At 69.8% G+C, this 13,269-nt stretch carries 12 protein-coding genes and 1 riboswitch; of the genes, 6 read left to right on the forward strand and 6 right to left on the reverse strand.

The genetic code is table 11. The features are described 5' to 3' along the window. Positions 1-8 precede the first annotated feature (8 nt). The gene (locus tag KCI33_RS04440) at positions 9-1,391 is read left to right on the forward strand and encodes an aldehyde dehydrogenase family protein (protein ID WP_212523547.1); all 1,383 of its coding nucleotides are present in this window, start codon (positions 9-11) and stop codon (positions 1,389-1,391) included. Continuing rightward, positions 1,388-2,533, forward strand: a complete 1,146-nt coding sequence (locus tag KCI33_RS04445) for an iron-containing alcohol dehydrogenase (protein ID WP_212523548.1) — start codon at positions 1,388-1,390, stop codon at positions 2,531-2,533. The genes KCI33_RS04440 and KCI33_RS04445 overlap by 4 nt, the downstream gene beginning before the upstream one ends. A 69-nt stretch (positions 2,534-2,602) precedes the next feature. Here the strand turns inward: KCI33_RS04445 and KCI33_RS04450 are convergent, their stop codons facing one another. Beyond that, a complete protein-coding gene (locus KCI33_RS04450) occupies positions 2,603-3,379 on the reverse strand; it encodes a cobalamin-binding protein (RefSeq protein WP_212523549.1) in 777 nt (258 codons plus the stop codon). A gap of 3 nt (positions 3,380-3,382) precedes the next feature. Next, the gene (locus tag KCI33_RS04455; RefSeq protein ID WP_212523550.1) at positions 3,383-3,790 is read right to left on the reverse strand and encodes a hypothetical protein; all 408 of its coding nucleotides are present in this window, start codon (positions 3,788-3,790) and stop codon (positions 3,383-3,385) included. Between the two features lie 99 nt (positions 3,791-3,889). After that, positions 3,890-4,100: riboswitch (cobalamin riboswitch) on the reverse strand. Positions 4,101-4,295: 195 nt separating this feature from the next. Here KCI33_RS04455 and KCI33_RS04460 point away from each other — a divergent pair. The 4 genes from KCI33_RS04460 to KCI33_RS04475 are packed head-to-tail and all read left to right on the forward strand — an operon-like array spanning position 4,296 to position 8,234. Then, positions 4,296-5,255 (forward strand): zinc ABC transporter substrate-binding protein, encoded by a 960-nt coding sequence (locus tag KCI33_RS04460; protein ID WP_212523551.1) that lies wholly within the window; start codon positions 4,296-4,298, stop codon positions 5,253-5,255. An 11-nt stretch (positions 5,256-5,266) separates the two neighbouring features. Then, a complete protein-coding gene (locus KCI33_RS04465; protein WP_212523552.1) occupies positions 5,267-6,091 on the forward strand; it encodes a metal ABC transporter ATP-binding protein in 825 nt (274 codons plus the stop codon). Then, positions 6,088-7,305: a metal ABC transporter permease gene (locus tag KCI33_RS04470; RefSeq protein WP_212523553.1), complete on the forward strand. Its 1,218-nt coding sequence runs from the start codon at positions 6,088-6,090 to the stop codon at positions 7,303-7,305. The genes KCI33_RS04465 and KCI33_RS04470 overlap by 4 nt, the downstream gene beginning before the upstream one ends. After that, entirely contained in the window at positions 7,305-8,234 is a 930-nt protein-coding gene (locus tag KCI33_RS04475) for a metal ABC transporter permease (protein WP_212523554.1), read from the forward strand. The genes KCI33_RS04470 and KCI33_RS04475 overlap by 1 nt, the downstream gene beginning before the upstream one ends. 7 nt (positions 8,235-8,241) lie before the next feature. Here the strand turns inward: KCI33_RS04475 and KCI33_RS04480 are convergent, their stop codons facing one another. The 4 genes from KCI33_RS04480 to KCI33_RS04495 all read right to left on the reverse strand — a co-directional run bounded on the left by KCI33_RS04480 (position 8,242) and on the right by KCI33_RS04495 (position 13,251). Beyond that, positions 8,242-9,063, reverse strand: a complete 822-nt coding sequence (locus KCI33_RS04480) for a PaaX family transcriptional regulator C-terminal domain-containing protein (protein ID WP_212523555.1) — start codon at positions 9,061-9,063, stop codon at positions 8,242-8,244. A 53-nt stretch (positions 9,064-9,116) separates the two neighbouring features. Beyond that, the gene (gene paaZ / locus KCI33_RS04485; protein ID WP_212523556.1) at positions 9,117-11,147 is read right to left on the reverse strand and encodes a phenylacetic acid degradation bifunctional protein PaaZ; all 2,031 of its coding nucleotides are present in this window, start codon (positions 11,145-11,147) and stop codon (positions 9,117-9,119) included. A 251-nt stretch (positions 11,148-11,398) separates the two neighbouring features. Next, a complete protein-coding gene (locus tag KCI33_RS04490; protein ID WP_212523557.1) occupies positions 11,399-12,751 on the reverse strand; it encodes a TRAP transporter large permease in 1,353 nt (450 codons plus the stop codon). Beyond that, positions 12,748-13,251: a TRAP transporter small permease subunit gene (locus KCI33_RS04495; RefSeq protein ID WP_212523558.1), complete on the reverse strand. Its 504-nt coding sequence runs from the start codon at positions 13,249-13,251 to the stop codon at positions 12,748-12,750. Before KCI33_RS04495 ends, KCI33_RS04490 begins: the two co-directional genes overlap by 4 nt. Positions 13,252-13,269 lie beyond the last annotated feature (18 nt).

Below are 13,269 nucleotides of genomic sequence, written 5' to 3' on the forward strand. Positions count from 1 at the left end.
AGGACACCATGAGCCAAACACTGAAATGCATCTCGCCGATCGACGGATCGGTCTATGCCGAGCGTGAGACGCTCAGCGCCGAGGCCGCGCGCACCGCGGCCGCGCGGGCCCGCGCGGCGCAGGCGGCCTGGGCCGCCCGCCCCCTGCAGGAGCGGATCGAGCTGGTGCTCGCGGGCGTCGCCGCCGTCGGCGCGATGAATGACGAGGTGGTGCCGGAACTGGCGCACATGATGGGCCGCCCGGTGCGCTACGGCGGCGAGTTCGGCGGCTTCAACGAGCGCGCCAGTTACATGGCCGGCATCGCCGGCGAGGCGCTGGCCAATATCGAGGTGGGCGAGGACGCTACCTTCAAGCGCTACATCCGGCGCGTGCCGCTGGGCGTGGTGCTGGTGGTGGCGCCTTGGAACTACCCCTACATGACCGCGATCAACACCGTCGCGCCGGCGCTGATCGCGGGCAACACGGTGATGCTGAAACACGCCACGCAGACCCTGCTGGTGGGCGAGAGGATGGCGCGCGCCTTCCATTCGGCGGGCGTGCCCGAGGACGTGTTCCAGAACGTGTTTCTCGACCACGACACCACCTCGGGGCTGATCGCGGGCAACGCCTTCGATTTCGTGAACTTCACCGGATCGGTCGGCGGCGGCCGCGCGATCGAGCGCGCGGCGGCGGGCACCTTCACCGGCGTCGGGCTGGAACTGGGCGGCAAGGATCCCGGCTATGTCATGGAGGACGCCGATCTTGACGCGGCGGTCGCCACGCTGATCGACGCGGCGATGTTCAACTCGGGCCAGTGCTGCTGCGGGATGGAGCGGCTCTATGTCCACGAAAGCCTGTTCGACGCCTTCATCGAAAAGGCGGTGAAGATCGTGAAGGGCTACAAGCTGGGCAACCCGCTGGACCCCGATACCTCGATCGGGCCGATGGCCAACATCCGCTTCGCGCGCGAGGTGCGCGCCCAGATCGGCGAGGCGCTGGCCGCCGGCGCCGTGGCGCATATCGAGACCTTCGCCGAGGATGACGGTGGCGCCTATCTCACGCCGCAGATCCTGACGGGCGTCACCCACGACATGCGGGTGATGCGCGATGAAAGCTTCGGCCCGGTCGTGGGGATCATGCCGGTCAAGGACGACGAAGAGGCGATTGCGCTGATGAACGACAGCGTTTTCGGCCTGACCGCGTCTCTCTGGACCCGCGACCTGGAACGTGCCGAACGGGTGGGCGACCGGATCGAGACCGGCACCGTCTTCCTCAACCGCGCCGATTACCTCGATCCCGGCCTGTGCTGGACCGGCTGCAAGCAGACCGGCCGCGGCGGCGGGCTGTCGGTGATCGGCTATCACAACCTGACCCGTCCGAAATCCTACCATCTGAAAAAGGTGACAGCATGAGCCTGACTGCAAACTGGTCCTACCCGACCGCTATCAAGTTCGGCGCAGGCCGCATCGGGGAACTGCCCGCGGCCTGCGCGCAGGCCGGCATCAAGCGCCCGCTGCTGGTCACCGACCGCGGGCTTGCCGGCCTGCCGATCACCGCGCGGACCCTCGATATCCTGGAGGCGGCGGGACTTGGCCGCGCGCTGTTCGGCGAGGTCGATCCGAACCCGAACGAAAAGAACCTCGATGCCGGCGTCGCGGCCTACAAGGCGGGCGGCCATGACGGGGTGATCGCCTTTGGCGGGGGCTCGGGGCTGGACCTGGGCAAGATGGTCGCCTTCATGGCCGGCCAGACGCGGCCGGTGTGGGATTTCGAGGATATCGGCGATTGGTGGACGCGCGCGGATGCTGACGCCATCGCGCCGATCATCGCCGTGCCCACCACCGCCGGAACCGGGTCGGAGGTGGGGCGCGCCAGCGTCATCACGAATTCGGAAACGCACGCGAAAAAGATCATCTTCCACCCCAAGGTCCTGCCGAGCGTGGTGATCTGCGACCCCGAGCTGACCGTGGGCATGCCGAAATTCATCACTGCGGGCACCGGGCTCGACGCTTTCGCCCATTGCGTGGAGGCGTTCAGCTCGCCCTTCTACCACCCGATGAGCCAGGGCATCGCGCTGGAGGGCATGCGGCTGGTCAAGGAGTATCTGCCGCGCGCCTATGCCGACGGCGCCGATCTTGAGGCCCGCGCGCAGATGATGAGCGCGGCAGCGATGGGCGCCACCGCCTTCCAGAAAGGCCTGGGCGCGATCCACGCCATGAGCCACCCCATCGGCGCGCATTTCAATACCCATCACGGCACCACCAACGCGGTCTGCATGCCCGCCGTGCTGGCGTTCAACGGCCCCGCCATCGCCGAACGCTTCGCCGCCGCGGCGGCCTATCTGGGCATCGCCGGGGGCCTCGACGGGTTCCGTGCCTTCGTGCAGGAATTCAACGACAGCCTCGGCATCCCGCGCAAACTGTCGGAACTTGGCGTGACGGAAGAGAGCATCCCCGAACTGGTCAAGGGCGCGATCATCGACCCCTCCTGCGGTGGCAACCCCGTGGCGCTGACCGAGGAGAACCTGACCGCGCTGTTCCACGCCGCGCTCTGATCCGCACCGAGAGGCGCAGATCGTCATCCCCGCCGTCCGGGACGCCCGCGCGCGCCGGACGGCGGGGGCTCACTCCAGCGCCGCCACGATCGCATCCAGCCCCTCGGTCAGGGCGGCGGGGCCGGGTTGCAGGATCAGGGGGGATTTGATTTCCACGATCCGGCCCCCGGCCACGGCTGGGATCCGGTCCCAGCCGGGCCGCGCCGCGATGCGCTCGGGGCGGACCTTCTTGCCGCACCAGGAGGCCAGGATCACCTCGGGCGCGGCGGCGATCACCTGTTCGGGGCTCACGATCCGGTCGCGCGCCGACGTCCGCGCGGCGCGATCCGCGAACACGTCCTCGCCCCCGGCGATCGCGATCAGCTCCGACACCCAGCCGATGCCCGAGATCATCGGCTCGTCCCATTCCTCGAAATAGACGCGCGGGCGCGGGCGGCCCCGACGCGCTTCGGCCAGCGCCGCCAGCCGCGCCTCGTAGCCGCGCGCCAGCGCCTCGGCCGCCCCGGCGCAGCCGGTCAGCGCGCCGAGGCTGCGGATCATGGCCAGGATGCCCGCCACGTCGCGCTGGTTGAAGCCCAGAACCGTCACGCCTTCGCGCATCAGCGCCGCCGAGATATCGGCCTGCAGGTCGGAGAAGCAGAGCACCAGATCGGGCGCCAGCGCCATGATCCTGGGGATATCCGCCGAGGTGAAGGCCGAGACCCGAGGCTTCTCGCGCCGCACGCGTTTCGGGCGCACGGCATAGCCGGAGACGCCGACGATGCGGTGCTCCTGTCCCAGCAGGTAGAGGGTTTCGACGGTTTCCTCGGTCAGGCAGACGATGCGTTCCGGCGGGAAGCGGCGCATGGCTCAGGCCCCCGCCATCTGCGCCGCGGCGCCGGGCCGGGCGCGGGGCAGGGCCTGCACCATCGCGCAGGGGATTTGCTCCGGTCCGCCACGGCCGAGCAGCGCCCCGGCCGCGCCCGGCCCGAAGAAAGCGGCGGCGAAGCGCGCCAGCGGGGCGGGGTCGGCGTCGCCGTCCACGTCGCAATAGACGCGCACCGCGCGCGTGCTTGCGACATAGAGCGCGGCGCAGCTGCGCGCGCAGCCGGTCAGGCGGCCCGATCCGGTGACCTCGAAATCCTCCGCGGTGAACGGGGCCGACAGCCGCAGCGCCGCCGCCAGCCGCTCGGCCAGCTGCGCGGCGGCGGGGCAGGGCGCCCCGGAGTGCCGGCAGGTGGAGCAGGAATATTCATGCGTGTCATCGGCCCAGATCATGTCGCCCTCCGCGCTTGCGGGGCGGCAGAGCCGGCGGTGCGATCGGGCAGGCAGGGGCTTGGCGCCATCTCAATCCTCCATCCGGGCCACCCCGCCCGGGTTCGAGTTTCTTGCGATGGCAGGTCTCCTGACTCGCGGGTCGTCGCTCTCCCGGTCCTTCCCGGGCCTTCCGGCCCAGTGGAGCGCTCCGGGGTTGCTCGCCGCTTACAGTTGCGGGGGCAGTCGCGGATTTGGCGCAGGCGCCGCACCGCGTTCCCTTTTCATCCCTTTGGCCGGCCGGCCTTCGGGAACCATCGTCCGATGCGTAACGGGCCGCGCCCCACCGCGTCAAGGGCGCGGCGCCGGGGCCGCGCGATTGCCGCGGCGGCGGCGCCGGGCCGGGGCAACGCAATTCTGCAAATGAGAATAGTTCGCAATTCTATTGACTTCTGCGAATGATTTGCAATAACTGGCGGCAGGACGGAGCCTGCCCGTCGCAACCACCGACATCGGGGATCACCGGCGCATGCTGACCAGACGTTCCTTTCTGAACCTTGCCGCGGGGCTGGGACTTGCCGCGACCGCCGGCGCCGCGCGCGCCGAGGCGCGGCTGGCGGTGGTCGCCACCACCGGCATGATCGCCGATGCGGCGCGCCGGCTGGGCGGCGACCTGGTCGAGGTGCGCGCGCTGATGGGGCCGGGGGTGGACCCGCATTCCTATCGCCAGACCCGCTCGGACATCGTGGCCCTGGCCAATGCCGACCTGGTGCTGTGGCACGGGCTCTATCTGGAGGCGCAGATGGAGGCGTTCCTGCGCGATCTTGCCGCCGAGGGGCGCGTGGTGGCGGTCGCCGAAAGCCTGCCGCGCGAACTGCTGCGGGCGCATGACGATTACGCCGACAAGTTCGACCCGCATGTGTGGATGGATCCCGCGCTCTGGGCGCGCGTGGTGCTGAGCGTGCGCGACGCGCTGATCGCCGCCCGCCCCGAGGCCGAGGCCAGCTTCCGCGCCAATGCCGAGGCGCATGTGGCCGAGATCGCGGCGCTGGGCGACTATGCGCGCGGCATTCTCGGAACCGTGCCGCCCGCCAGCCGCGTGCTGGTGACAGCCCATGACGCGTTCAGCTATTTCGGCGCGGCCTATGGGTTCGAGGTGGTGGGCATCCAGGGCATCTCCACCGAATCCGAGGCCGGGCTGCGGCGCGTTTCCGAACTGGTGGAGCTGCTGGTGGCGCGCGACATCCGCGCGGTCTTCGTCGAAAGCTCGGTGTCCGACCGCAACATCCGCGCCCTGATCGAGGGGGCGGCGTCGAGGGGGCACGAGGTGGTCATCGGCGGAGAACTCTATTCCGACGCGATGGGCGCCGAGGGCAGCTACGAGGGCACCTATCTGGGCATGATCGACCACAACGCCACGGTCATCGCCCGCGCGCTGGGCGGCACGGTGCCGGCGGGCGGCATGGCCGGCAAGCTGGTCCTGAACTGAGGGAGGACGCGATGACAGATCCCGTTCTCACGCTGGCCGCCGATCACGGGCTGACGCGCGCGGCCCCGGCGCCGGGGGACAGCCCGCTGGCGATCCGCGGCATGACCGTCTCCTATGGTGAGAAACCGGCCGTGTTCTCGGTCGATGCCACCTTTCCGCCCCACGCGATGACGGCCATCATCGGTCCCAACGGCGCGGGCAAGTCGACCATGCTGAAGGCGGCGCTGGGGGTGATCCCGCGGCTTTCGGGCGAGGTGACGGTCTTTGGCCGGCCGATCGGCAAGGCCCGCGATCGGATCGCCTATGTGCCGCAGCGCGCCAGCGTCGACTGGGATTTCCCGGCGACGGTGATCGACGTGGTGCTGATGGGGCTCTATCGCCGGGTGGGGCTGCTGAAGCGGCTGACCGGCGCGCATCTGGCGGCGGCCCGCGACTGCCTCGACCGCGTCGGCATGGCCGATTTCACGGACCGCCAGATCGGCCAGCTTTCGGGCGGCCAGCAGCAGCGGGTGTTCCTGGCCCGCGCCCTGGCGCAGGAGGCCGACCTCTACCTTCTGGACGAGCCCTTCGCCGGGGTCGACGCCGCGACCGAGCGTGCCATCATCGACGTGCTGAAGGCGTTGAAGGCCGAGGGCCGGGCGGTGGTCTGCGTGCATCACGATCTGGCCACCGTGGCCCGCTATTTCGACCATGTCTTCCTGATCAACGTGCGCCGCATCGCCGAGGGGCCGGTCGCGACCGCCTTCACTGCGGCGAACCTTCACGCCACCTATGGCGGGCGGCTGGCAACGGCGCATCTCGACCAGCTCGACCTCGGCCTCGGCGGGGCGTCATGAGCAGCCTTCTCGACGCGCTGCTGCTCGGCGCGGGCTACAACGCCGCGCTGGTGGGGATCGGGGCGGGGCTGCTGGGCTTCGCCGCCGGGGCGGCGGGCACCTTCCTGTTCCTGCGCAAGCGCGCGCTGGTCTCGGACGCGGTGGCCCATGCGACGCTGCCCGGCGTCGGGCTGGCCTTCATCGCGATGGTGGCGCTCGGCGGGGACGGGCGCAATCTTGTCGGACTGCTGGCGGGATCGGCGCTGAGTGCCTGGGCGGGGCTGCTGCTGGTGGAGTGGATCACGCGCCGCACGAGGCTGAGCGAGGACGCCGCGATCGGCGCGGTGCTGTCGGTATTCTTCGGGGCGGGGGTGGTCCTGCTGACCGTGATCCAGACCATGAGCGCGGGGCGGCAGGCGGGGCTGGAGGGGTTCCTGCTGGGCTCCACCGCGGGGATGCTGTTCCAGGACGCGGTGGTGATCGCCGTCGGCGGCACGCTGGCGGTGCTGGCCACCTGGGTGCTGCGCCGCCCGATGACGCTGGTGGCCTTCGATGCCGATTACGCGGCCGCTTGTGGCTACGACGTGCGCCGGATCGACCTTGCCATGATGGCGCTGGTGATGGCCGTCACCGTGATCGGGCTGAAGCTGGTGGGGCTGATCCTGATCGTGGCCATGCTGATCATCCCGCCCGTGACCGCCCGCTTCTGGACCGAGCGCAGCGGCCGCGTGATCTGGATCGCGGGCGCGCTGGGCGGGACGGCGGGCTATGTCGGCGCGGCGATCTCGGCCTCCGCGCCGGCCATGCCCACCGGACCGATCATCGTGCTGGGCGCGGCGGCGCTGTTCCTGCTGTCGCTCTTCCTGGCGCCCGCGCGCGGGGTGGCGGCCGCGCTGCTCCGGCGCCGCCGCTTCCAGCGCCGGGTGCATCGCCGGCAGGGGCTGCTGGCGCTGGCCCGCTCCGAGAGGGTCCACGACCCGCTGACGCTGAAGGTGCTGCGCGCCGAGGGGCTGATCCGGCCCGACGGCGTGGCGACCGATGCGGGCCGCGCGCAGGCCGCCAGGGTCGCCCGCGACGAGCGCCGCTGGGATGTCGCCCGGGAGATCCACCAGGACGCGGGGCTGACCGGCCGGTATGACGGGCTGACCCCGATCGAGCAGGTCTTCACCCCCGACGAGATCGCCGCCTTCGACCGCGTGATCGGCGGCCCCAGCCCGGTGGGAGGTCCCGTCTGATGGGTAATGAATTCGTGCAGTTCTCGCTGACCCCGATGCTGATCGGCACGCTGGCCGCGGTGGCCTGCGCGCTGCCGGGGAATTTCCTGCTGCTGCGCCGCCAGGCGCTGATCGGGGACGCGATCAGCCATGTGGTGCTGCCTGGCATCGTGGTGGCCTTCCTGCTGACCGGGGCGGTGGCCGCGATCCCGATGCTGCTGGGCGCGGCGGGGGCGGCGGTGGTCGCGGTGATCGTGATCGAGGCGATCAAGCGGCTGGGCCGGATCGAGCCCGGCGCGGCGATGGGGGTGACCTTCACCTCGCTTTTCGCGGGCGGCGTGCTGCTGCTGGAGCAATCCGACACCTCGTCGGTTCATCTCGACGTCGAGCACGCGCTGATGGGCAATCTCGAAAGCCTGATCTGGTTCAAGGCGCGCGGCTGGGGCTCGCTTCTGGACCCCGTGGCGCTGGCCGCACTGCCCGACGAGCTGGGCCGCATCGCGGCGGTCTGCGCGCTGGTGATCGCGCTGACGGTTCTGTTCTGGCGGCCGCTGAAGATTTCCACCTTCGACGAGGGCTTCGCCCAGGCGCAAGGCCTGCCGGTGGGGCTGATCGGCTTCGGGCTGGTGGGGGTGGCCGCGGTGGCGGCGGTGGCGGCCTTCGACGCGGTGGGCTCGATCATCGTGATCGCCATGTTCATCTGCCCGCCGGCGGCAGCGCGGCTGATGACCAATCGGCTGGAGCGTCAGGTGGGCTGGAGCGTGGTTTTCGCCGTCGCCTCGGCGGTTCTGGGTTATGTCCTCGCGGGCTATGGGCCGCTGTGGTTCGGCGGTCAGAACGCGGTCAGCGCGGCGGGGATGATCGCCGTGGTCTCGGGGCTGATCCTGGGGCTCGCCTGCCTTGTCGGCCCGCATCGCGCGCGGGTGGGCGCAAGGGGCGAGGCCGCGTGAGGCGCCCTCAGCCCTCGGCCGGGGCGGGCTCCAGCGCGCAAGGTTCGGGCCGTGGCAGCCGGTCGAGCAGGCGGTGCGTCAGCGCCCGGCAGTCGGCGCCCGGCCAGCCCTCGGGGAAGAAATCCGCGGGCAGGTCGGGATGGCGCAGCAACAGGCGCCGCCAGCTGTGCACGACCAGCATCCTGAGTGTCGCGGTCTCCAGCGGTCCCGGCGTGACGCCCTGGGGCAACAGCGCCGCGACGCGATCCAGCCGTCCGTGCAGGGCGCGGTAGGCGGCGGCCAGATCGCCGGGACCGAACTGCGATTTCAGCCAGTCGGGCAACACCGGTGCGGGGCCCGCGAGAGCGAAGAAACCGGCGCAGTCCCCCGGCACCGGGCCGCGGCCCAGGAACACCCCGCGCGTGAGCGGCTGGTAGCCGCGCGCGGCCAGCGCCTCGGCGGTCTCGGCCAGCTCCGGCTGCGGCATGGGCGCGGGGAGCAGGACATGCCAGAGCGCCGGTGCGGCCACCTCGCGGGCATAGATGCGCGGGGTGGCGGCGGCGCTTTGCTCCAGCCCGGAGGGCGTCAGGCGGTAGAGGCTGCTGCGCCCGGATTTGCGGCTGTCGATCCAGCCGTCCTTGCGCAGCCGGTGCAGCGCCACGCGCAGCGCCTGCGGCTTGATGCCGATGGGCGCGAAGATCCGGCTGAGCGCAGGGCTGCTGATCTCGGCCCCCGGCGCCTGCGCGAGGTCGCCGAAAAGGGTCACGATCAGCGACCACACGCGGGGCGTGTCGTCTCCGGTCAGGGCGGTGATGCAGGCGGCGAAATCCGCGTCGGAAAGCTCTGTCATGCGGACCTTATAGGCCGGTTGCCCGGGCGAGGCCAAGGCAACCGGCGCGCGCCTCAATAGGCGTTCATGGTCAGCAGTTCGTATTCCGCCACCAGCTCGTCGTCCTGGTTGGTGAGCGTCACATGCCAGCGCACCTCGCCGTAGGCGTCGGTGCGGCTGGTTTTCTTCTTCACGGTGAGACGGACCTTGATGGCATCGCCCGCCTCCACCGGCTTCATGAAGCGCAGGCTGTCGAGGCCGGTGTTGGCCAGCACCGGGCCCTCGCTGGGCTCCACGAACAGGCCGGCGGCGAAGCTGAGCAGCAGGTAGCCATGCGCCACCCGGCCGGGGAAGAACGGGTTCCGCGCGGCGGCGTCCTGATCCATGTGGGCGTAGAAGGTGTCGCCGGTGAAGGTGGCGAAATGCTCGATATCCTCCAGCGTCACGGTGCGCGGTGCGGTATGCAGCGTCTCGCCGATCCGCAACTCGCCGAACTTGCGGGTGAAGGGATGGGCGGGGCCTTCGATCTCCTGCGCGCCGGGCACCCATTTCTCGCCGATGGCGGTCAGGATGTCGGGGCTGCCCTGCACGGCGGTGCGCTGCATGTAATGCATCACGCCGCGCACGCCGCCCATCTCTTCGCCGCCGCCGGCCCGGCCGGGGCCGCCATGCACCATGTGCGGCAGGGGTGAGCCGTGGCCGGTGGATTCCTTCATCGAAACGCGGTCGTTGAAATAGAGCCGCCCGTGGAACGCGCCGGCCCCCAGCGCGACCTCGCGCGCGACGGCCGGGTCATGGGTGATGACCGAGGCGACGAGGCTGCCCTGGCCCTTGTTGGCCAGCTCCACCGCATGGGCCACGTCGCGGTAGCCCATGATGGTGGAGACGGGGCCGAAGGCCTCGGTGTCATGCACGCGGGTGGCGGCGTCGGGGTCGGCGCAGTGGAACAGCATCGGCGGCAGGAAGGCGCCCTTGTCGGCATCCGCGCCCTGCACCTCGAAATCGTCGGGGTTGCCGTAGACGCGCTCGGCCTCCTGGCGCAGGATGGCGACCTTTTCCAGGACGTCGCGCTTCTGGGCGTTGGAGACCAGCGCGCCCATCCGGGTGGTGTCGAGCCTCGGATCGCCGATAACGGTCTTCGCCAGCCGCGCCGAGATCGCCTCGATCAGGGCGGGGACCTGCGCCTCGGGCGCGATGATGCGGCGGATGGCGGTGCATTTCTGGCCCGCCTTGGTGGTCATCTCGCGCTGCACCTCCTTGACGAAGAGGTCGAACTCCGGCGTGCCCGGCGCGGCGTCGGGGCCGAGGATGGAGGCGTTGAGGCTGTCCTGCTCGGCCACGAAACGGATGGAGTTCTCGATGATATGCCGGGCCGAGCGCAGCCTGAATGCGGTGGCGGCCGAGCCAGTGAAGCTGACCACGTCCTGGCAGCTCAGCCGGTCCAGCATGTCGCCCAAGCCCCCCGAGACCAATTGCAGCGCGCCCTCGGGGACAAGGCCGCTGTCGAGCATGATCTTCACAGCCAGTTCGGTGACATAGCAGGAGGCGGTGGCGGGTTTCACGATGGCCGGCACGCCCGCCAAGAAGGTCGGGGCGAGCTTTTCCAGCATCCCCCAGACCGGGAAGTTGAACGCGTTGATATGCACCGCCACGCCCTGCAGCGGCGTGCAGATATGCTGGCCCAGGAAGGTGCCGTTGCGCGACAGATGCTCGATCTCGCCATCGACATAGACGTGGCCGTCGGGCATCTCGCGCCGGCCCTTGGAGGCGAAGACGAACATCGTGCCGATGCCGCCGTCGATGTCGATCAGGTGATCGCCCTGCGTGGCCCCGGTGGCGAAGGAGATGTCATAGAGCGCCTGCTTGTGCTCGCTCAGGCGCAGGGCCAGCGCCTTGAGCATCTTGGCGCGCTGGTGGAAGGTCATGGCGCGCAGCGCCGGGCCGCCCCTGGAGCGGGCATGGTCCAGCATGGCCTGCACGTCGAGCGCGTCGTTGCCGGCCTGCGCGATGGCTTCGCCGGTGACGGCGCTATAGACGGTGCGGGCACCCGCGCCGGGGGCGATCCACTCACCGGCGGCAAAGCTGGAGATGTCTTGCAGTGTCATGGCTGGCTCCTCATCATGTATCGCGGCAAGCCCGGCGGGTGGCTGCGCGGTGAAGCTATAGTTAACCGACCGATCGGTCAATTAATACCTCGGTTCAAATCCCGATGGGCAGGGCATCGGGTGTGTCTTTCAGTCAGGCCGCGCGGGCGGCGGGTGGTCCCCCCGGCGAAGGCCGGGGGCTGTGATGCGTCGCCGCCCCGCCCGGGGCCGCGCGGGGCGGGCGACCGGGGCGGGCGACCGGGGCGGGCCCGTCAGTGCCCCATTGCCCCCATGTTTTCCGGCAGGAACAGCACGATCGCCGGAACCAGCACGATCAGCGCCAGCCGCACGATATCGGCCATCCAGAACGGCGTGACGCCGCGGAAGATCGTGCCGGTGGAGACATCGCCCACCACGCCCTTCAGGATGAACACGTTCAGGCCGACGGGCGGCGTGATCAGCGAGATCTCGGTCACCACCACCACCACGATGCCGAACCAGACCGGATCGTAGCCCAGGCTGGTCACAAGCGGAAAGAAGATTGGCACCGTCAGCAGCAGCATCGAGAGGCTTTCGAACACGCAGCCCAGAACGATGTAGATGCCGAGGATCATCAGCATCACCACGAAGGCCGGCACGTCATAGGCGGTGACGATCCCGATCAGCGCCTCGGGCAGGCCGGCGAGGTTGACGAAGTTGGAAAAGATCTGCGCCCCGATCAGCACCGCGAACAGCGAGGCGGCGGTGAAGGAGGTCTCCTTCAGCACCTCGAAGGTGGAGCGGAAGGTCAGCCCGCCGCGGCTCAGCGCGATCAGGAACGCGCCGGCGGCGCCCATGCCCGCGGCCTCGGTCGGCGAGAAGGTCAGGTTCAGCGGCTCGAAGTCGAAGGCGCCGTAGAGCCCGCCGATGACCAGGAAGAACAGCAGCAGGACGGCCCAGACCGAGCCGAGCGCGCGGATCCGCGCGCCCCAGCCGGCCTTTTCGCCCGCGGGGCCGGCCTCGGGGTTGCGCCAGACCGTCCAGCGCACGGCGAAGAGGTAGAACAGGATGCCCAGAACCCCGGGGATGATGCCCGCGACGAAGAGCTTGCCGATCGAGGTCTCGGTCAAGAGCCCGTAGATCACCAGGATCACCGAGGGCGGGATCAGGATGCCCAGCGTGCCGCCCGCCGCGATCGAGGCGGTGGACAGGCTGTCGGCGTAGCCGTAGCGCCGCATCTCGGGCATGGCGACCTTGGACATGGTCGCGGCGGTGGCCAGCGACGAGCCGCAGATCGCCGAGAACCCGCCGCAGGCGGCGACGGTCGCCATGGCGATGCCGCCGCGCATGTGGCCGAGGAAGGCGTTGGAAACCGCGTAAAGCTCGCGCGCCAGCCCGCCCTTGTTCACGAACAGGCCCATCAGGATGAACAGCGGCACGACGCTGAGCCCGTAGTCCTGCGCGGTGTCGGTGATCTGGCGGCCGACCATCGACATGGCGGCCTTCAGGCCGCGCTCGTCGAGGATCGAGCCGCCGCGCTCATAGGCGAAGCCCAGCGTGCCCACCAGCCCCATCGAGAACACGATGGGCATGCGCAGAAGGACGAGGATCAGGACGAGGGCGAAGCCGATCAGGGCAGCAGTCATAGGTCGCGCTCCAGCAGGCGGGGGGCAAAGAGATACAGAAGGCCGGTGATCACCATCACCACGGCCGTCATCGCGGTGAAGCCGGCGATGAACCAGCCGACGTAGAATTGCGGGATCGACAGGTATTCGGTCACGTCGCCATATTCGCGCCAGCGCTCTGCCAGCACCCAGACGCGTTCGACCGGCCAGATCATCATCACGCCGCAGGCGATGTAGACCAGCCCGTCGCGGATATTGTGCAGCTTCAGCCGCAGGAAGATACTGTCGGTCAGATCGACCGAGATATGGTCGCCCCGGGCCGAGATCACCGGCATCACGGCAAAGACCATCACCGCCATCAGGATGCGGGTCAGCTCGGTCGCGGCCTCGATCGGGGCGTTCAGGATCGAGCGCAGCATCACGTCGGCGAAGGTCATGACCATCAGGATGAACAGCGCCAGCGCGGCCAGCACCACGGGGGCGAGACTGGCCCTGCGCGCCAGAAAAATGACGGATTTCATGGGATTGGCCCCTCCCAA

This window comes from Actibacterium sp. MT2.3-13A (assembly GCF_018139985.1).
Lineage (GTDB): Bacteria > Pseudomonadota > Alphaproteobacteria > Rhodobacterales > Rhodobacteraceae > JAGSOU01.

Coding starts and splice junctions, on each gene's coding strand:
- KCI33_RS04440 (WP_212523547.1), top strand. CDS start 9: ATGAGCCAAACACTGAAATGCATCTCGCCGATCGACGGATCGGTCTAT.
- KCI33_RS04445 (WP_212523548.1), top strand. CDS start 1,388: ATGAGCCTGACTGCAAACTGGTCCTACCCGACCGCTATCAAGTTCGGC.
- KCI33_RS04450 (WP_212523549.1), bottom strand. CDS start 3,379: ATGCGCCGCTTCCCGCCGGAACGCATCGTCTGCCTGACCGAGGAAACC.
- KCI33_RS04455 (WP_212523550.1), bottom strand. CDS start 3,790: ATGATCTGGGCCGATGACACGCATGAATATTCCTGCTCCACCTGCCGG.
- KCI33_RS04460 (WP_212523551.1), top strand. CDS start 4,296: ATGCTGACCAGACGTTCCTTTCTGAACCTTGCCGCGGGGCTGGGACTT.
- KCI33_RS04465 (WP_212523552.1), top strand. CDS start 5,267: ATGACAGATCCCGTTCTCACGCTGGCCGCCGATCACGGGCTGACGCGC.
- KCI33_RS04470 (WP_212523553.1), top strand. CDS start 6,088: ATGAGCAGCCTTCTCGACGCGCTGCTGCTCGGCGCGGGCTACAACGCC.
- KCI33_RS04475 (WP_212523554.1), top strand. CDS start 7,305: ATGGGTAATGAATTCGTGCAGTTCTCGCTGACCCCGATGCTGATCGGC.
- KCI33_RS04480 (WP_212523555.1), bottom strand. CDS start 9,063: ATGACAGAGCTTTCCGACGCGGATTTCGCCGCCTGCATCACCGCCCTG.
- paaZ (WP_212523556.1), bottom strand. CDS start 11,147: ATGACACTGCAAGACATCTCCAGCTTTGCCGCCGGTGAGTGGATCGCC.
- KCI33_RS04490 (WP_212523557.1), bottom strand. CDS start 12,751: ATGACTGCTGCCCTGATCGGCTTCGCCCTCGTCCTGATCCTCGTCCTT.
- KCI33_RS04495 (WP_212523558.1), bottom strand. CDS start 13,251: ATGAAATCCGTCATTTTTCTGGCGCGCAGGGCCAGTCTCGCCCCCGTG.